At 35.2% G+C, this 20,404-nt stretch carries 16 protein-coding genes; 4 read left to right on the plus strand and 12 right to left on the minus strand.

What is annotated here, in order from left to right; genetic code table 11:
* The first annotated feature begins 475 nt into the window (after positions 1-475).
* A complete protein-coding gene (locus C1638_RS15810) occupies positions 476-3,343 on the plus strand; it encodes a M16 family metallopeptidase (RefSeq protein WP_109623240.1) in 2,868 nt (955 codons plus the stop codon).
* Between the two features lie 232 nt (positions 3,344-3,575).
* Here the strand turns inward: C1638_RS15810 and C1638_RS15815 are convergent, their stop codons facing one another.
* Positions 3,576-5,714, minus strand: coding sequence for a S46 family peptidase (locus C1638_RS15815; RefSeq protein ID WP_109622551.1), 2,139 nt, complete (start codon positions 5,712-5,714; stop codon positions 3,576-3,578).
* Positions 5,715-6,056: 342 nt separating this feature from the next.
* Here C1638_RS15815 and C1638_RS15820 point away from each other — a divergent pair, with 342 nt between their 5' ends.
* Complete coding sequence (locus C1638_RS15820) at positions 6,057-6,545, plus strand: copper resistance protein NlpE (protein ID WP_228428185.1); 489 nt, start codon at positions 6,057-6,059, stop codon at positions 6,543-6,545.
* 36 nt (positions 6,546-6,581) lie between these two features.
* Here the strand turns inward: C1638_RS15820 and C1638_RS15825 are convergent, their stop codons facing one another.
* Entirely contained in the window at positions 6,582-7,229 is a 648-nt protein-coding gene (locus tag C1638_RS15825; protein WP_109622556.1) for an MgtC/SapB family protein, read from the minus strand.
* Positions 7,230-7,430: 201 nt separating this feature from the next.
* Between C1638_RS15825 and C1638_RS15830 the strand changes: the two genes are divergently transcribed.
* Positions 7,431-7,829: an immunity 22 family protein gene (locus C1638_RS15830; protein ID WP_109622558.1), complete on the plus strand. Its 399-nt coding sequence runs from the start codon at positions 7,431-7,433 to the stop codon at positions 7,827-7,829.
* A 186-nt stretch (positions 7,830-8,015) separates the two neighbouring features.
* Entirely contained in the window at positions 8,016-8,612 is a 597-nt protein-coding gene (locus C1638_RS15835; RefSeq protein ID WP_109622560.1) for a zinc-ribbon domain-containing protein, read from the plus strand.
* Between the two features lie 151 nt (positions 8,613-8,763).
* Here the strand turns inward: C1638_RS15835 and polA are convergent, their stop codons facing one another.
* From polA to C1638_RS15885, 10 genes are all read right to left on the minus strand, one after another.
* The gene (polA, locus tag C1638_RS15840; RefSeq protein ID WP_109622561.1) at positions 8,764-11,598 is read right to left on the minus strand and encodes a DNA polymerase I; all 2,835 of its coding nucleotides are present in this window, start codon (positions 11,596-11,598) and stop codon (positions 8,764-8,766) included.
* Positions 11,599-11,736: 138 nt separating this feature from the next.
* On the minus strand, positions 11,737-12,168 hold the full coding sequence (locus tag C1638_RS15845) for a hypothetical protein (protein ID WP_109622563.1): 432 nt from the start codon (positions 12,166-12,168) through the stop codon (positions 11,737-11,739).
* 93 nt (positions 12,169-12,261) lie between these two features.
* Positions 12,262-12,675, minus strand: a complete 414-nt coding sequence (gene tssD, locus C1638_RS15850) for a type VI secretion system tube protein TssD (RefSeq protein WP_109622565.1) — start codon at positions 12,673-12,675, stop codon at positions 12,262-12,264.
* A gap of 396 nt (positions 12,676-13,071) precedes the next feature.
* Positions 13,072-13,662 carry a DUF8188 family protein gene (locus tag C1638_RS15855; RefSeq protein ID WP_109622567.1) on the minus strand — a complete coding sequence of 197 codons (591 nt, stop codon included), beginning with the start codon at positions 13,660-13,662 and terminating at the stop codon, positions 13,072-13,074.
* Complete coding sequence (locus C1638_RS15860; RefSeq protein WP_109622569.1) at positions 13,663-14,253, minus strand: DUF8188 family protein; 591 nt, start codon at positions 14,251-14,253, stop codon at positions 13,663-13,665.
* 3 nt (positions 14,254-14,256) lie between these two features.
* Positions 14,257-15,351, minus strand: coding sequence for a PAAR-like protein (locus tag C1638_RS15865; RefSeq protein WP_109622571.1), 1,095 nt, complete (start codon positions 15,349-15,351; stop codon positions 14,257-14,259).
* 1 nt (position 15,352) lies between these two features.
* Positions 15,353-16,399, minus strand: coding sequence for a LysM peptidoglycan-binding domain-containing protein (locus C1638_RS15870; RefSeq protein WP_109622573.1), 1,047 nt, complete (start codon positions 16,397-16,399; stop codon positions 15,353-15,355).
* Between the two features lie 6 nt (positions 16,400-16,405).
* Positions 16,406-18,565, minus strand: coding sequence for a type VI secretion system Vgr family protein (locus C1638_RS15875; protein WP_109622575.1), 2,160 nt, complete (start codon positions 18,563-18,565; stop codon positions 16,406-16,408).
* 196 nt (positions 18,566-18,761) lie between these two features.
* Positions 18,762-19,175, minus strand: a complete 414-nt coding sequence (tssD, locus tag C1638_RS15880) for a type VI secretion system tube protein TssD (RefSeq protein WP_106917148.1) — start codon at positions 19,173-19,175, stop codon at positions 18,762-18,764.
* A gap of 353 nt (positions 19,176-19,528) precedes the next feature.
* Positions 19,529-20,395, minus strand: a complete 867-nt coding sequence (locus C1638_RS15885; RefSeq protein WP_109622577.1) for a lytic transglycosylase domain-containing protein — start codon at positions 20,393-20,395, stop codon at positions 19,529-19,531.
* Between the last annotated feature and the right edge of the window lie 9 nt (positions 20,396-20,404).

Here is a 20,404-nt window from a genome sequence, read left to right on the forward strand (position 1 = left end):
GTTCTTTCGTAGTCTATTATGTTTACGCCTATCTAAAGGCTTTCTGCGCTACTGAATGTACTCTCGTTTTCAGTGGGGCAAAGATAGAAACTTATACCACAACTCGCAAACTTATTTAACATAAAATTCATATCCAGTTCATATTTTACCTTAAGACACTGGAACGCAGAGAGAAAAATTTTAAACAAATGTTTGGGAGAACAGAACCGTGGAGGAAGAAATGGGGATGGGGAGGATAAATGGGGATGTTTGCAGTCATTATATAAAGGATCGGGAATGGAAGATATATCTATATAGTATATAAGGAGGGCGATTATTCCCTACTTCTAATCATAAATACAGTGTTCTTGGTTTGTGATTCAGGCTTTCAACTATAATAATAGATGTAATAGTGATAAAAAACGGGGAACATTTTTTTTGATTGCTTACATTTGTATCACATTCTTATTCTACAAGGAATGAAATGAGCTTATATATGATAGACAGAAGATACAAAGAAACGATTCATACGGATAACAATCAATACGAATATACTACAGTAACTCACGATGAAAATAAGGTAAGAATCTATGCATTAAAAAATGGTCTAAAGGTTTTCCTTGCCCAAAATTTCGATGCACCAAGGATACAGACTTTTATTCCGGTGCGAACAGGAAGTAATAATGATCCTGCAGATAATACCGGACTAGCTCATTATCTTGAACACATGATGTTCAAAGGCACCTCTAAATTAGGTACTCAAAACTGGGAGAAAGAGAAAGAACTTCTTGACCAAATCTCTATTCTATTTGAAGAACATAAAGCTGAGCAAGATTCTGAAAAGAAAAAGGAAATTTATAAAAAGATTGATGAAGTTTCTCAGGAAGCCAGCCAATATGCAATTGCTAATGAGTATGACAAGGCTATTTCATCACTTGGAGCCAGTGGAACTAATGCACACACGTGGTTTGATGAAACTGTTTATAAGAATAACATCCCCAATAATGAACTGGAAAAATGGCTTAAAGTAGAGAAAGACAGATTTTCTGAGATTGTACTTCGTCTTTTCCATACTGAATTGGAGTCTGTATATGAGGAATTCAACAGAGCGCAGGATAATGATACGAGACTTGTCAACTATGAACTCATGGCAGCTCTTTTCCCAACTCATCCTAATGGGCAGCAAACTACACTGGGTAATCCGGAGCATTTGAAAAATCCGTCCATGAAAGCTATCCATAAGTATTTTGATGAATATTATGTTCCTAATAATTATGCAATGGTTTTGGTTGGGGATCTTGATTTTGAGGAAACCATCCAATTAATTGATCAATCTTTCGGTACTCTTCCTTATAAAGAATTACCAACAAAAACACCCATTATTGAAGAACCGATTACCAAGATTATTAAAAAGACAGTAAAAAGCCCGACTACCCCAAGGGTTCAATTGGCCTGGAGAACTGACAGCTATGGAACCAGGGAAGCAATGCTTGCTGATATTTTTGCCAATATTTTGAGCAACAGAGGTGAGGCAGGATTATTGGATCTTCATATCAACCAGACACAAAAAATGCTTTGGGCACAGGCTTTCTCTGTGGGATTAAAACAATATGGCTATTTTTCCATTGTTGCCGTTCCTAAGGAAACTCAAACTCTGGAAGAAGCTACTGAAATGGTTTTAGAGGAGATTGAACTTGTAAAGAAAGGTGATTTCCCAGACTGGATGCTTCCGGCTATCATTAATGACTTTAAGCTTCAAAGAATGAAAGGTCTTGAAACATCGGAAGGTCTTGCCACTACTCTTTATGACACCTATATAAAAGGAAGAAGCTGGGAACAAGAGCTGAGTGAAATGGACGAGTATGCAAGCTTCACAAAAGAAGATATTGTCAATTTTGCCAATGATTTTTTCAAGGAAAATTATGTGGTTGTTAACAAGGAGAAAGGTGTTAACGAAAGATTAATCAGAGTTGAGAACCCAGGCATTACTCCTATCAAAATTAATCGCGATACGCAATCTGAGTTTTTAAAAGAAATATTATCTGAAAAAACGGAAGATATTCAACCTGAATTCATCAACTATCAAAAAGAGATTACCACTGATGAAATCAAGGATAAGAAATTAAGCTTTGTAAGAAATAAATATAATGATCTTGCTCAGGTACATTTTATTTTTCCTTTTGGAAGTGATAATGATAGAGAACTGGGAATTTCTACACAATTGCTTCAATATTTAGGAACCCATGATCTTTCTCCTGAGGATTTAAAAAAGGAATTTTTCAAAATCGGGGTAAGCAATAATTTTAAAACAACCAGTAACCAGTTACTCATCTCTCTGAGTGGATTGGAAGAAAATATAGAAAAAGGAATTTCGCTTTTACAGAACTGGATGTATAATGTACAGCCTAACCAGGAGATCTATCAACAATTTGTAGGAACTGTTTTGGAAAACCGTCAGGCCATGAAGAAAGATAAGAACCGTATTATGACTGCACTTATCAATTACACCAAATTGGGAAGTACTTCGCGATTTACGGATGTCATTTCCAAGGAAGAGCTTGAAAGCAGTAAAGCTGAAGTATTCACAGACCGAATGAAGCAGCTTTTCAAGTATCCTTACCAAGTTTTCTTTTATGGAAAGAACTTTGAAAGATTCAAAGGGTATATTGGTCAATATATTGAGACAGCAAGTCTTCAGATGCCGGAAGCCAGAAAATACCCGGAACCTGCTACAGGTGGTAATGTTTATTTTACAGACTATGACATGGTTCAGATGGAAATGAGTAAGATTGGAAAAGGAAATCTGGTTAACCCGTCTCATTTTGGAAAGATCAATGTTTTCAATGAGTATTTTGGAAGAGGATTATCTTCAATTGTTTTTCAGGAAATCCGCGAAAGTAAGAGCCTTGCTTATTCTGCCTATGTCTCCTACTCTGCCAATGCTGAGCTAAAGCATCCTGATTACATTACAACTTATATAGGAACGCAGCCGGATAAGCTCATGATTGCTGTGGATACCATGAATGAACTGATGAATGAACTTCCTGAAGTACCCATTCAGTTTGAAAATGCAAAGAATGCAGCGCTGAAACAAATTGCATCAACCAGAGTTATCAGAAATAATATCTTCTTCAATACTTTAAATCTAAAGAAACTGGGTATTTATCATGATTTCAGAAAAGATATTTATGAAGAAATCCAAAGTCTGACATTTGAAGATATCAAGCAGTTTTATGAAACAGAAATCAAACCTGTGCATTTCAATACAGCCATTATTGGTAAAAAGGAAAACCTGAATATGGAAGCTGTTGGAAAGATGGGGACATTTACTGAACTCAAGCTAGAAGATATTTTTGGACATTAGAAAACTACACTCAATAAAAACAAAAAGATCCCAGAATAACCCGGGATTTTTTATTGGTATTTAGCCAAAGAATTTTTCACAATCTCTTTGGCATTCTTTTCTACATTTTGATAGGAATAAGAATTAACCTATATATGAAATCTTAAATCTTCCTTTAAACTTAAAACGTTACAAAGCCTCCATAAAATAAAAAACCTATTTAATTTTTGATTAAATAGGTTTTTATAATTATTTATTTGATGACTTTCATTTCATCAACAAGCCATTTTGAATCGGCGAATTTTTCAATAACGAAAAGAATGTATTTTGTGTCTACCATAATGTTTCTGCTGAAACGAGGATCGTAGTTAATATCACTCATCGTTCCCTCCCATTGTCTGTCGAAGTTCAGTCCTACCAGATTTCCATTGGCATCAAGAGCCGGACTTCCTGAGTTTCCTCCCGTAGTATGGTTTGTTGCAGTAAACCCAACAGGAACGTCACCTGTTTTATCTTTATACATTCCGAAATCCTTTTTATTGTAAAGTTCAATCAGTTTCTTAGGAACATCAAATTCATAATCTCCAGGAATATATTTTTCCATTACTCCAGCCAGGTGAGTCTGATAACCGTAAGAAACAGCATCTCTTGGAGCCGATCCTTTTACTTTACCATACGTTACACGAAGGGTTGAGTTGGCATCCGGGAAGAATTTTCTGTCTTTATCAGTTTCCATCTGCTGAGCCATGAACTTCTTCTGCATAGCATCAATTTTTGCCTGAAGTGAAGAATATTGTGGATCAGCGGTCTTCATGTACGTTTCTTTCATGGAAACATACAATTGATAAATAGGATCTTTCTTTAATGTTTTTATCAGTTTATCCTGATTAGAAAATGCCTTATCAATATCTGTAGTTAATGTCCCTCCATTTACAGCAGTTCTTCCTGTAATGATGGAGTTTTTAGACATATCTTCTACTACAGGAATATTTGCATTTTCGTCCTTATATTTGTTGAAACCTGTTGGTAAAAACTGTGGTGCAGTTTTGTTGGTATATAAAGCCAATAATTTTGCGGTTACTCTTGCATCAAGTTCTGCACTGTAATCCTTATAGAAAGACGTTAGCTTTGTTTTTAACTTGGTAAGTTCTTTCTCATCCATTCTGCCAGCTTCTACAGAAGCTACAAAATCATAATAATCTCCTGCCAGCTTTAATGTTTCTGCATTTTTTACTACTTCTGTATAGTAAGCATTATTTAATGCATAAGGAGCCTGATCATTGTAAAGTCTGTTCAATTGATCCAAAGTAGTCTTGATCTCAGGATTTTTAGAAACTAAAGAACCTTCATACATTACCTTTTTCTCAACTGCATTGGATTTTTTCAACCCTTCTACTTCACCGATCCATTTTTTCCAGTAATTGGCAACAGACGCATACTTTGAAGCGTACTTAATACGTGTTTCGTTATCTACACGCATTTTTTCATCCAAAGTCTTTAAAGCTACATCACGTACAGCAATTCTTGCAGGATCAATATCTTTCATGATCTTTTCTACCGCTACTGCAGGAAGATATTCTGTAGTTTTTCCTGGGAAACCGAATACAAATGTAAAATCGTTTTCGTTTTTATCTTTGATTGAAACCGGTAAATAATGCTTTGGAACGTAAGGTACATTGTCCTTAGAATATTCTGCAGGCTTATTGTTTTTGTCTGCATAGATTCTGAACATAGAGAAGTCTCCTGTATGTCTAGGCCAAACCCAGTTATCTGTATCACTTCCGAATTTCCCTATACTCTGAGGCGGTGCCCCTACAAGACGGATATCCTTATATGTTTCGATGGTATAAGCGTAGTACTTGTTTCCATAGTACATAGGTTTTACCATGATGGATTGATAAGATTCAATTTTCTGAGAGTTTTTATAAACCTCAATATTGTTATTGATTCTTTTGGTAAGCTCAGGCTCTGTAAGGTTATCTGTTCCTTCCAATACCTGATCTGTAACTTCTTTTATATCTACAATAAAGTCTACTTTCACTCCCGGATTAGGAAGTTCACCATTGGTGTTTTTAGCCCAGAATCCGTTTGAAAGAAGATCGTTCTGAACGGTAGAATGCGCCTGAATCTGACCATAACCACAGTGGTGATTGGTCAACAACAATCCTTTAGGAGAAATAATTTCCGCGGTACATCCACCGTTAAACTGCACTACAGCATCCTTAATGCTTGGCTTCTGAGGATTGAAAATATCTTTAGCAGAGATTTTCATTCCCAGATCCTTCATTTCCTTTTCATTCAGCTCTGTAGGAATCCACATTCCTCCATATTGTTGTGCAAATGCCATTGCAGCCGGCAAAAGAAATACGGATAAAAGTATCTTTTTTGTCATAATCAAAATTTTGCCCGAATTTACGAAGAAAAATAGGAATAGCCCCCATAAAACCACCGTAAAAGTTGATATGAGTATTTTGTATGATATAGAATGTGCAATCAATTAATTAATCCAGAAGTAAGAGATTAGAAGTTTTGAATTAGATACTGCTCTTTCAGAGTAATAATCAATACCTATTTTTCACAATGCTAATTTTAATCTTTAAATCCTATCTACAAGGGATTAAATAGCTATTCCGTATCTATATTTACTTTATACTCCACTCATTTTTCTCCTCATTTCCTTGGCTCAGTTTTTGTTTACTGCTAGTCAGTTTAATTTTCAAATCAATTATTTATTATGATGAAAAACAAAATGTTTATTTTGGGAATTGGAGCAGCTTTGTTTCTTGCTTCTTGTTCTAAAAAGGAAACAGTTGAAACCTCAGGGACTTCCACAGATTCTGCAACAGCTGTTCAGACAGTCGCTACAGACAGTATAACAAAGGCAACTCCAACAGCTGCTGGTGACACTTCTGAAAATTCTCTTGACTGGAACGGAACCTATGAAGCAGTAGTTCCTTGTGCAGATTGTCCGGGAATCAAGACTTCATTAACGTTGAATGATGATAAAACATTTAGCATTACTGAGGAATACTTAGAAAGGAATTCGAAAAATCAGGATAAAGGATCTTTCACCTGGGATGCTACGGGAAGTGTTATTACTTTAAAAGGAAAAACAGCAAACTATAAATATAAGGTTGGCGAAAACATACTTATCCAGCTGGATATGGACGGTAAGGAAATTGACGGTCCTAACAAAGATCTGTATGTATTCAAGAAAAAATAAAAATAAAGGCTTAGGCCTTTATTTTTTTGCTTTATATTAAAATTGATAAGCTATTATTTTAGGGTCTTCTATCAGGCATTTGATAACTTCTTCATGATAGCTATTTTTTCCGGTAAGTCTCCAGGTAACGGTTAAATTCCCTTGTGTATACTGTTGCTTTATCATCAAATATTTTAAATGATGCTCTTTGAAAATAGTTTCACAGTGCTTGAGACCTATTGAATCTGTTACTCCAATTCTATATTCTCTTACTTTATTATAGTTATCAATGAAGCTTTGAAGATAAGTTAGTGCACTCAGAACCATCAAAACCAAGGCTGTTCCTAAAAGTGAGAAATAGACATATCCTGAACCTACAGCCATTCCTATTGAAGCAGTTGCCCAAATGGTAGTTGCTGTCGTAATTCCTTCAATTTTATTTTCTCCTTTAAATATTACTCCTGCTCCCAAAAAGCCTATCCCTGTGATAATATTGGCTGCTAATCGATCAGGATTAGCTACTCCTATTTTTATGGAAAGTATGGTAAACAGACAGGAACCAAAACATACTAAAATAAATGTACGAAGTCCCGCTGATTTGTTGCGGTATTCCCGTTCAGCACCAATCAGCAATCCCAGAATCACGGAAATAAAAATAAGAAGCAGCTCGTTTTGGACTACATAATGGTCCTGAAGAAATTCCATTTTTAAATATTTTAACCTAAGAATAAAATTACAATAAAAAAATTTACGGAACTATTTTTGATTCTCTGACTTTATACTGTTATGAAAAAATTGATTTCAAGAAAAAACTTTTGTAATATTACATTTCAAATAAAAAAAGCAGGTATTGAACTTGCTTTTTTAACAACAAATAAAGAATTCAGAAATTAACAAAAATAAATTATGGACAAAGAAACTTCTCACTTCTGGCTGGGATATTTTAAAAATGAAGAGGACTTTTATGACTTTGTAGAAGAGGATGAAAATTATTACTTGGAAGAGGAAAATGATGATCAGTACGTTTCAAAATTTGCAAAATCCCAAGGGATCAAGTGGTTTGATGATGATTTTATAGAATATGGATTTGAAGATGAAAGATTAGGACTTTACGAAAAGTTTTCAGAATATTCTTATGCAGATCAATGGCTTCCAATCCTTGAGGAAAAACTTAATAAAATGGGATTAGATACCCCTGTAAATACAATCGTTTTTGCCAGTAGGTTTGTTATTCCTAACCCTGTTTCTGTAGACGGGGAAGAAAACAAATTGTATTATGTAGGTGAAATTGAATTTGATGTTTAATGATCTATACTTAGAAATATAAATTTGAATACCTTGCTATAATAATCCTCTTAAAGCAAGGTATTTTACTTACTATTCTTAAATTCCATTACGTTATATTTCGATAATATTTAATGTCATAGTACGGTTAACCGTAAATAATTTTCGATTGTTCAAAATATTTTTGTACATCAAAAAATTATAATTATGTCATTAATTAAATGTCCACGATGTCAAAATCAAATCAATAATACTGATGTTTTTTGTCCACAATGTGGCTATTCTATCAAAGAAAAAGATAATTCCCCAAAACAACCACCCACTCCGATCTCTTCTAATCCACATAAAAAAAATAATAATGGGTGTGGAATCATTGTATTCTTATTCTTTTGCATTTTATTTATCGTATTTCTAGTAAAAAATTGCTCTGGAACGAAAGACAGTTCTAATTTTACAACTGAGGCAACTCAGCAATTATCCAAGGAAGATAGTATTAAAAATAAGCAAAAAATTGATAGTATAATTAAGCAGGAAAAAATTGAAGAAGAAAAGTTCTTAAAATCAAAAGCAGGAAAAATTCATAAAAAGCACCCTGAATGGTCAAGAAAAGATTGCATTAGCATTTCTAAAAATCAGATCTGGATTGGAATGGAATATGAAATGCTTGTGTATATGAGAGGGAAGCCTAATAATGTAAATACTTCAAATTATGGAGATGGCCCTCACTACCAAGCTTGCTGGCATAATTATGATGCATCTTGTTTTTATTTCGATCAAAGTCAAATTATCACCTCATACAACTAAGGTAAATATGCATTAGTAACTAACTTCTATTTTTCTAATCCAGTTTCGGTATACATGAGAAATATAAATCTATTATATTCAAAAAAAACTTCCGCTCGTTAGCGGAAGTTTTCGTTTATTGTTCAAAGATAAATTTGAAAGTATATTTTCATTAATGAGCTTCCAGCCAGTTATCTCCTACCCCAATCTCTACCAACAATGGAACCTGTGTTTTTAAGGCATTTTCCATTTCAGTTTTGATCAGTTTTGAAGCAGACTCAATTTCATCAATCGGGGATTCAAATACCAATTCGTCATGTACCTGAAGCAGCATTTTTGTTTTTAATTGCTGTTCATCCAGTTCTCTATCGATTTTAATCATTGCCAGTTTTACAACATCCGCAGCACTTCCCTGAACCGGAGCGTTTACCGCATTTCTTTCTGCGTGCCCTCTTACAACAAAATTGTTGGAGTTAATATCTTTTAAGTGACGTTTTCTTCCTAAAATTGTTTCTACATATCCTATCTGACGGGCTTTATTAACCTGTTCTGCCATGTATTCTTTCAATTTCGGATAGGTTTCAAAATAAGCTTCAATCATCTGCTTGGCTTCAGTACGAGACAATCCGGTTTGTTCTGCCAATGCAAAAGCACCCTGACCGTAGATAATACCAAAGTTTACTGTTTTAGCTTGGCTTCTCTGAGTTTTAGAAACCTCTTCCAAAGGAATTTTAAATAGTTTAGCTGCCGTAGAAGCGTGAATATCTTCACCATCCTGGAAAGCCTTGATCATATTATCTTCTCCTGAAATTTCAGCGATAAGGCGAAGCTCAATCTGTGAATAATCGGCAGAAATAATCTTCTTTCCATCTCCTGAAACAAAAGCTCCACGAATCTGCTGTCCTCTCAAGGTTCTGATCGGAATATTCTGCAAATTAGGATTCACACTAGCCAAACGGCCTGTAGCAGCTGTAGTCTGTGAGAAGTTGGTGTGCACCCTGTTATCTTGCTTATCAATCTGTGACGGTAAAGCATCTACATAGGTTGATTTTAGCTTTTGGTAGGTTCTGTATTCCAGGATATGCTTGATAATCTCATGTTTTGAGGCCAATTTTTGAAGTACATCTTCTGAGGTAGCGTGCTGTCCGGTCTTTGTTTTCTTTGCCTTTGGATCAAGCTGCATCTTTTCAAACAAAATTTCACCCAATTGTTTTGGCGAATTCATGTTGAATTCTTCTTCTGAAAGTTCAAAAATCGTAGTTTCTAATTGTTTCAGATCATTTTCAAGATCAATACTTTCCTGAGCCAGCCATTTTTCATCCAGAGAAATCCCAGTCAGTTCCATTTTGGCCAGTACTTCCATCAGAGGCATTTCTATGTTGTAGAAAAGTTCTTCCAGATTTTCTTTTTTCAATTGTGGAGCAAATAACTCGTACAATTGGAATGTTACGTCTGCATCTTCCGCAGCATAATCTGTCTGGGTTCTCAGATCAGCATCTCTAAAGTTCCCTTGTTTTTTACCTTTCTTTCCGATGATGGTTTCAATGGAAACAGGTTTGTAATTCAGGTATACTTCTGATAGATAATCCATACCGTGTCTTCCGTCCGGATTCAACAGGTAGTGGGCAATCATGGTATCGAACATGGCACCTTTAACAGTGATGTTGTACTGCTTTAATATTTTATAATCGAATTTTAAGTTGTGGGCAATTTTCAGCAGGTCTTCTTTTTCAAAAAATGGCCTGAAAATTTCCAAAGTCTGCAGAACTTCATTTCTGTCTTCAGATAGTGGAATATAATATGCCAGTCCTTTTTTGTAGGAAAAGCTCATTCCCACCAGTTCTGCTTCCAGCTCATTTAACGATGTTGTTTCTGTATCAAAACAAACAGATTTCTGTTTCAATAGGTTTTCTACCAGTTTTCTCTGAGCCTTTGGATTATCTATGAACTGATAAAGATGATCATTGTGTTCAATGGAGGACTTTGTGGTAGTAGCCTGATCTAGTTCTTCAAAGTTGGCAAAAAGATCAAGCTGCATTGCCTGTCCTTTTACCTCAGCGCTTGTTGGCGTCTGCTTTACTTCTACTTCAGTTTCTACCACAGTTTCTACAGGTGCAGAAGCAAAAGCTCGGTAAAGGTTTTCATATAATCTTCTGAATTCAATTTCTTCAAAAACTTCCTTTACTTTTTCAAAATCCGGAGTTTCAAGGTCGTATTGTTCCTGATGGAATTCTACGGGAACATCACAGATGATGGTTGCTAGTTTTTTGGACAAAATTCCGCGTTCAGCAGAGGCTTCTACTTTTTCTTTAAGCTTTCCTTTCAGCGTGTCGGTATTTGCCAGTAGATTTTCAATGCTTCCGAATTCTTTCAGGAATTTCATGGCGGTCTTTTCTCCTACGCCATCCAGCCCAGGGATATTATCTACGGCATCACCCATCATGGCTAAATAATCTATAACCTGCTTAGGATCTTCAATTTCATATTTTGCCTTGACTTCTTCTACACCGAGAATTTCAATATCTCCACCTTTTAAACCAGGTTTATAAATCTTGATTTTATCTGTTACCAGCTGTGCAAAGTCTTTATCCGGAGTTACCATAAAAGTAGTGTATCCTTCTTTTTCTGCTTTGCAGGCAATGGTACCTATTACGTCATCTGCTTCATATCCTTCTACGCCCAGAATAGGAATATGCATTCCTTCCAGAATCCTGTGAATGTATGGAACAGCAATTTTAATGGCTTCAGGAGTTTCACTTCTATTGGCTTTGTAATCTGCGAAGTCATCGGTTCTTACGCTTGCTCTTCCCACATCAAAAACCACAGCCAAGTGGCTCGGCTTTTCTCTTCTGATCAATTCGATCAATGAGTTGGTAAAACCAAAAATCGCGGAAGTATCCAGTCCTTTACTGGTTAATCTCGGATTCCTGATCAATGCGTAATATCCTCTGAAAATCATCGCATAGGCATCGATGAGAAACAGCCTTTTATCTTGTGTTGCGTCCATATTATCTATAATGAACAAATATAAGAAAATAGGAGTATAATTTGCTATTTGTAAGGAGCGTTTCGAGGAAGTAAATTTCTAAATACAGGATATAGGATTAAGGGTTCCAGCTCTAGCTTCTGGCCATTAGTAATAAAATTAACAGTCATGGTTTTCATAGTTTAGTTTTTCCATTCTGTCCTGATAGCTTTCCATTTCTTTTTTACTTATGGTCACTTTTTTCAATTCTACAGGAATCTGTTTTTTACCATCTGGGCTTATCCATGTTCCATTCATCATATCTCCGTTTTTCTTTAAAATCATTAACCCTGTAAAGCTCTCTTCTACCATTGCAAACTGCTGCTTCGCTCCTTCTGTAACATTAAGCTGCAACCAATTGCTTACTTTTTCATAGCGATACATCGCATTGTAGTAAGGGTCTCCGCCACAACCATTTTCTATGGCTTCTATAAATAATGTTACCGGCATTTTTCCGTTAACTGTTCCCTTATATAGGGTAGGATTATTTTGTGCATGTAAGGAAATTGAGGATATTGTTATCGCTAGAATAAGTAGAATTTGTTTAAGCATTTTTTAGTTTTTAATATATTTTTACTGCAAAATAAAACAGTATACCCAATGAATGAGTATACTGTCTTGATTTGTTTTTTTAAGTGTTGTGGCTTATTTACCAGATGATGGCCAAAGTCCAGCGTACTGAGAAGTACCGTAGTCAATTGTTTCAGCACTGATTACGAAGCTGATCAACATACTGTTGCTATCAACTGCATCGAAATCTACTTCGTGCTGAATTACATATCCATTTTCCCAGTTCAAAGTGATTAATGTTCCTTCTTCGTGAGATTTGTTGAAAGTAACTTCTCCTTTTGTAGGCTTATATTTTCCGTTTAGTAAGCTTTCAAGGATGTCAGATTTTTCAGTAGCTTCTACTGTAACCTTGATTAATGCGTTAGAAGGATCTGATGCTACACGTCCTGATACGTCTGTAGATCTAGAAACGCTATAGTTCATCTTTAATAATTTTTGTCCTTCTCCTCCGTTGAATTTTAAAATTCCTCTTGAATTTCTTTCTGCCATGATTGTAAATTTTAGTCGTTAATAATATTTGTTATTCAATAATTGTAGAACAAAGATAAAGCCGTTGTAAATGAAAAAAAAGCTTTTGAGAGGAAATCTGAAAAATTGTAGTAGTTCTACGATTTCGTGTCGTAATTCTACGACAATAGACTTAAACACGTGTATAATTCCTTATTAATAAATATTTTAGCCATAATTAAAAAATAGCAATAAAACATTAATTATTACACCATTAAGAGATATATCCCATCATAAAATTTACTTTATAATAGTAAAATAGATCATTTAAACCTCATCTATTTATTGACTTTAAGTTTCAAAATTTGGTGTTTGGTTTAAAGCAAATAGCAGTGTTTTATAGTTAAGTTAATTATGCAACTTATTGAAAGCTTTCATTTACTTCTTAAACATTGCTTTATATTCATCTTTAGGCATAAAGCGTGATAGATACTGTTGAATAAATATAGCATTGGTTTCAGGGCTCACATGAAATGTTTTAGCTTCAAGTTCTATACTTTCATTTAATCTTCCATTAAATTCTAATAAATCTTTCCCCCAAATAGGTACAGGATTATCCTTTGTTCCGTATGCCGGATTTTTTAATTGTTCCTGATTAACATACGCTGTAAATTTTGTTGTATTATTTATTTCATATAAGAAATCAATTCTAAGCCTGCCTTGCTGATTGTCTTCTAAATAATCAAAAACATATAAATTAAAATATTTTTGATTATTGGAATCATAAAAAGTAAACCATTTTAAAAAAGCTGAATTAGCTCCCCGTTGGAATCCAACAATATACTGCTTCTTCCCTTTTTTCAACCAGCTATTTACTGTAAAAGTCTCTTGCTTGCTATTCATAAGATATTTTTCAACTTCTATATTGGTTGCTCCATTACCTGTGAAAAAGAAATAATTTATGCATAATGCAAACAACGGAACTCCTATAACTAATCCTATTATATAACCAACTGATGATCTTCTCATTTATTTTTTAAACATAACTTTATATTCATCTTTAGGCATAAAGCGTGATAAATACTGTTGGATGAATATAGCATTGGTTTCAGGGCTTATATGGAATGTTTTAGCCTCTCGTTCAATATTTTTATGGACGTTTCCATTATACTCTAATAAATCTTTCCCCCAAGCAGGAACCGGATTATCTTTTGTTCCATACACCAGACTTTTTAATTGGTCTTGATTTATAAAGGCAGTAAATGTAGTATTGCTTTTAATATGTCTTAAATCACTTACCCTTTGGCTTCCTTGCTGATTGTTTTCCAAATAACTAAACATATATAAATTAAAATACTTCCCTGTACTTTTATCATAAAATGTAAACCAATGCAATGCAGCTGAATTAGCTCCTCTTTGTAAACCAACCACATACTGCTCATATCCATCATCAATCCATTTATCTACTGTGAAGGTCTCGATTTTACTATTCTGGAGATAAACATTAACTTCAATGTCAGTTGCATTGTTTCCTTTAAAAAAGAAATGATTAACTCCGTAAGCAAAAAGAGGAATTCCTATTATTAATCCTAAAATGTACCCAAATTTCGCGCCTTTCATATATTATTTTTTTGTAGCAATAACTCCTATGTTATTTTCACTATCTTTTATATCAAATTTATCTATTTGTTCCGCAGTATCAAGTTCATAACTTCTTTCCCAAGCATTGGCTCCCTGATCTATGGCAAAGCCTACAATAGCTCCTCCAAAACCTAACCCTGCTGATTTAGCAAAGTCTTTCCAAATAGCTCCAGGAGCATTGGCTGCCATTCCCCACATATTGGCTGCTGAATCTATAGATTCTTGGGAAGCCCCGTTTAAAATTCTTGAGAACATGACGTTTTTCCAAACCCAAGCTTCCAGTTTAGACATTCCATGTTGATAGCCTCCTTTAGTAGCTCCTTCTGCAATTCCTCCTCCATACTGTATTCCTGAATTTTTTACATCATCTCCTAGGTTAGGCTGCTGATTAGATTCCCCGCTTTCAAATTTCATGTAAAAGCCTATTGTCATAACCACGCCAGGTACAGATCCTCCTCCTGTAAGACCCCCTACAACACCACCTAAAAATTGACTTCCAAACTGTATCAGAATTTCTTTGGTATTATTTGAGCTTATCAGTTTTCCTGCTTCCAAAGCTACAATATCACTTACAATCAGTTGAACTTTTCCTCCTTGTTTACAGGTCATAAAAGAACTATTCAATAAGGCTTTTTGTTTTTGAAAAAGTACTTGGCTATGGCCATCCTCCCAATCTGGAGACTCTTTTAATGCTTTACAATCTGTATGTTCTTTATAAATGCCTATTCCCACACTTACAACTGCTGCCCCGACAGCAATTGCAACTGCTGCTTCTGAAGCAACTGCTGCTGCCAGTAAAAACGGTGCAGCGGCTCCTCCTGTTGCAACAGTTAAGGCTATAGCTCCCACAATAGCAATACCAACACAAAGCATTGCCAGCCCACCCCATTTCTTTGCAGCCATTTTACACTTAAAAGATTCTTCTAAACTCTTGTCTACAACAGTTAGATAATATTGGTTTTTCCCTTTGTGTACAATATTGGGTCCAGATCTTGAGTACCCAATTTTATTAGGTCCCGGTATCTGCATATTACTGCAAATAACATTGGTTCCCTGTATGATATATGAATCTGCCATTTTATTCTATTTTTCGTACAGTATAATGTATTCTTAATTCCAGATTATTTTTGATCTGCTCCATTATGGTAACGTCCATTTCTTCAAGATAATTCTCTTTTTCATTGTATGAACTTCTTTCTCTATAGCTGGTTTCATAGGATGAAAACTGATACCCAATCATGGGTTTATATCTTAAATCATATAATTCTTTTGCTCTCTGAGTATCTTTACTTAAAGTTTCACTTACTTTTCGTACCGTTAGCAGGTCTCCATTTTGATCCAACACATCCTGTCGGATTGAAATGTCTGTCTTTTGTCCTTCAAACAGCTGTGATCTAAATACAGTTTGATATGAATCCAATTTATCAGGACTGTTGGCTAAAAATTTATTGAAGTAAATATCGAAAAACATTTTTCCTTTATAATCATCGATAAGATTTTCTTCATTTAAAATCTGATCATCAATAAGATTAATAAAATTCTTTACTTCTTTTTTTGCCTGACTATCCAACGTCACACTATTCTGTTCAAACTCTGCTCTTTTCTTTTCCCAGCCTTTAATAATCTCCGAATGATTAACAATTCTAAGAATGCTTCCATCGGTTTCGTTTACCTGTAAGATAACATCGTTGCATTTTATTACATCCAGCTGAGCGATTATATTGGCTGCCTCGGCATAAGTGCTTGGATTAACTTCTAAAATATTATCCAATAGTTTTACTTTTACGAAAAGTTTTTCTTCAAGTATTTTTAATTCAACGAGGTAATCTCTTTTGGTAGTAGCATTTGAAACCGGAACTTTATTAATATAAGTAAATACGTTCTGTTCACATCTATATTTTAACTGTCTTTCTGTAAATTTTTCTGAAACTTTTTCTTTACTTTCTTCAACTTTACTTTCCAAAAAAACAAATTCTAAATGCGCTGGAAGAACATCAATAATTTTCTGGGTAATTCCACAATGTTGATTATGAAAATCTTTAAGTTCGTTGATTGTAATTTTATATTTCTCAGCAATAGAATCTAATGTATCTTTCTTCTGAATTTTATGTTTTATCAATTCCATTCTACACTAGTTTATGTCTACAGGTTTTCCTTCAATTACAGTACTTCCGTTGAAGACCGCTTTTGCATTGCCGCTTCCGTTTATTGATGATGAATTTTTCCCTTTTATTTCAATAACATCACTTTCGATGATAATTTTATTACTTGTAATTTCAATATAACTAGTGTCTGAGACCTTTATTTTAACAGATTTTTTTCCAGATAAATCAATTACGCCATCGCTTCCCATTGTAAGAACACTTTGGTTTTCCCCTACAGTATGAGTGCTTTTGGATTTTACATTCACTGTACTATTATTTCCAATTTTCACGGTACTGTCATTCCCTATTTCCTCAGCGCTGTCATTACTCACCTCTGTCTTAATATTTCCTGTACCACTCAAGGTAACATGGTTTCCATTTCGGTCTTTAATTTCAATCCCGCATCCGTCGTGAAACTGGATAATATTTCCACTCTTACTGCTTAGACTCATTACATTATTTCCGGTACCGCCTCCGCCGCCAATACCACCATGGAACATTCCTCCCATCACAAACGGACGGTCAGGATGTTGATGTACGAAATTGATGATAACCTGGTCACCTACTTCAGGAATAGACATGAAGCCGCGGTTTTTACTTACTTTGTCACTACTTCCTGCATCGGGAGACATTACTCGGATGAATTCTGTGATATCCTGTCCGCTTTGCCAGTCAAACTGTACCTGAACTCTTCCTTGGTTTTGAGGATCTGTATTGGAAATTACTTTTGCAAATTGTGCTTCCGCTCTTGGCGTTTCGAATTCCGGACGTGGAATAAATCCTGTATCTGCTGCAATAGCTTCAAATTTTCCGTCATAATACCCTCTGGCATCTACTTCATGAGTGACTTCCATAATCATCAGTTTGGTAAAGTAGGAGGTTTCATTACTGTCTGACTTACGCATTTCAATATCTGCGGTACATCCAGGATATAGGAAAGGTACAGTGGTTGTTCCTGAGGTGATAAAAACCCCCGAAGCCTTACTTCCTGCAGTTCCTTTTTGGGATGCATCAATATCCATAAAAGAAGAAGCTTTTATTGGAGCCACTCTTAAAGAAGGAGTTGTAAAGGTTCTTTCTGATATTTCGTAAGCACGTCTTGCAATGTCTGAGGTATGGTTGATCTTAGAACTTCCCGCAGTCAGTTTTTCATGTTTGCTGCTGTTGTAACCATAGAAAGTTGGGCTTACATGTTGGGCTTTCATAGTGATCGCAATATCATTTACACTGCTTCCGTAGGTTAATTTCACAGGCTTTTCCTGAGGTGGAAGTTTTCCAAAATGAAGAACCTCTCCATCATAGTAAAACTGCTCACCATAGGCTTCAGCCATTCTTGCAAGGTAGTTATAGTGGGTTTCTTCATATTGGGAGCTGTAGGAAACGTTTCCATGCTGGGCATCCACTCTAAAGTCAAATTTATTTTGTCCCAGTCCTTCCCTTATCACATGATCTGCAATACTGTTCAGGCTGACCGGCTGGTTTCCTCCAAAACTTTGGATATGGGGCGCGGCATCCAAAAGCACAGTAGGACTGTACCCTTTAAGGACAATATTTCCAAGGCTTCCTTTTTCCTGACTGAATCCTACTTCTGTAACCACCCCTACAAAGTTACGTTCAGCACCTTTGTCAATATCTTTATATTTGAAGACAACCGTAATTCTTTTCCCCAGAAAATTCTGTGCCTCATCTAAATTATGGTTTTCTGCACTTCCCAAAGTATCATGCGCCAATGTCAGGCTAAATTCATGATGCTTGGCTGCGCTCTGTACCAATTTAAAATGTTTGAAATGCTTGATGATTTTCCCTTCGACAACCACATCTAATTTTACAACACGGTTGATACCGGCGATAAAACTTTCCGCAATAGCTTCAATATTATGTATTTTTGATGTTGGCTGCTTGGCCCACACTTTATTTTCAATGATATCAGGGTTATTGGGAACCATAGTTTGGTTCATAAACATATTAGCACCTTGTACAGCACTCATACCCTGCTGTCCTACTTTTGCTGCTTTTTTAACTTTCTCGCCCGCCTTATTCATTTTTTCTTCTGCTTTTTTGGCAACATTCTCATTGGCTGTATTTTTCAACTGCTCTTTGCCATTCTTTAGGCTTTCTACTTTAATTGTTTTGTCATCCTGAAACATAGCGTTTTGTGTTTAAGTTAAATATTAAATAAACTGCTGATAGTACAGCATATACAGAATCAAAAAATATAAGGTAATCTCATGGTCTTTCTCTAAGACAGCATTTTCTTTATTCCCTATATGAAAAAACAGAACAGCATACTCTTGCGAGTGCTGTCCTGTACCAATTTTATTTTTACTAAGATGATGAATAGGCTTATTTACCTGATGAAGGCCACAGTCCAGCGTACTGAGAAGTACCGTAGTCAATTGTTTCAGCACTGATTACGAAGCTGATCAACATACTGTTGCTATCAACTGCATCGAAATCTACTTCATGCTGAATTACATAACCGTTCTGCCAGTTCAAAGTGATTAGTGTTCCTTCTTCGTGAGACTTGTTAAATACAATTTCTCCTACTGTAGGCTTATATTTTCCGTTTAGTAAGCTTTCAAGGATATCAGATTTTTCAGTAGCTTCTACTGTAACCTTGATTAATGCGTTAGAAGGATCTGATGCTACACGTCCTGATACGTCTGTAGATCTAGCTACGCTGTAGTTCATCTTTAATAATTTCTGTCCTTCTCCGTTGTTGAATTTTAAGATTCCTCTCGAATTTCTTTCTGCCATGATTTGTAAATTTTAATCGTTAGTAATATTTTGTGATTCGGTGATTGTGTAGCAAATATATAGGGTCTTTCTTGGTAAAAAAAACTTTTAAACATAAATCTGAAAAATTGTAGTAGTTCTACTACTTTTTGTAGTAATTCTACGACATTAGATTTAATAACTCCATTAAAACACCTTAAAATAAAGGATTTACAAATAGCACAAACCCCTTAAAACAATAGACATTTTCCACACCAGTGAGAAATATTATGATCTTTTAATAGAATTTAGCATGCTTTAACAAATCCAAAATAAGCATAAAAAAAGCCGTCACTAAAAGTGCGGCAATCTTTATTTTTCATGTCTAAATAGACTTACTGCTGAAAACTATTTCCCTCTTTTATAGATCTGGTAAGAATTTTATTTTTTCTTAGAAGAAAATCAGGCATCAAATCTACGGGAAGATAAAAGGAACTTTCTCCTTTTTTCTGTAATTCTTCTGTAATTCCCGGATTCCAGGCAAGAATTTCATTCACTTCCACATCAAGTTCATCAGCAATTACCTTTAAACTAAATCCAGCATTGATTTCTGTTTCGGAAAGTGCTGCACTTGTCACCTTTCTGTTTCCCTCTTCAAAGAAAATTTTATTGATACGCGAAGAGTTGTAATTACTTAAAACACTCTGAAGTTCTCCTGTTGCATAACAGGCATTCAGATATTTTTTTACGTGATTAATTGTTTCTCCGGGAAGATATTGGGAAAATTCGTGATATTGAGTGGAACCTGCTGCCTGCATAGCTTTTGCAATATTTCCTTCACCACAATTGTAAGCTGCAACTACGGTTACCCAGTTGTTATATTTTTTGTAAAGGTTAGCCAAGGAAATAACAGCTGTTTTTGTACTTTTATAAACGTCTGTCCGATTCTGTTCTGAAAGGCCATACTGATTGGCATGGGCTGTCATAAGCTGCCAGATACCTACTGCTCCCGCTCCTGAGGTAATATTTCTGTTAAAGTGTGATTCAATCAGGGCAAGGTTTCTTAAATGCTTGGGAAGTCCTTTCTGCATGAGCAGTTGCTCAATAAACTCAACAAGATCCTTATTGGAATTAATAATTCCCTGATATTTTCTCACACTACTTTCCGAAGTATCTGAAGCAGCTAGAAACTGTCCGTTTACTAAAACAACAGTTCCTAAAAGCATGACACTTGTAAAGATATTTTTGACAATAGTTTTCATCTTAAATGT

This window comes from Chryseobacterium oncorhynchi, from assembly GCF_002899895.1.
GTDB classification, from domain to species: Bacteria; Bacteroidota; Bacteroidia; order Flavobacteriales; family Weeksellaceae; genus Chryseobacterium; species Chryseobacterium oncorhynchi.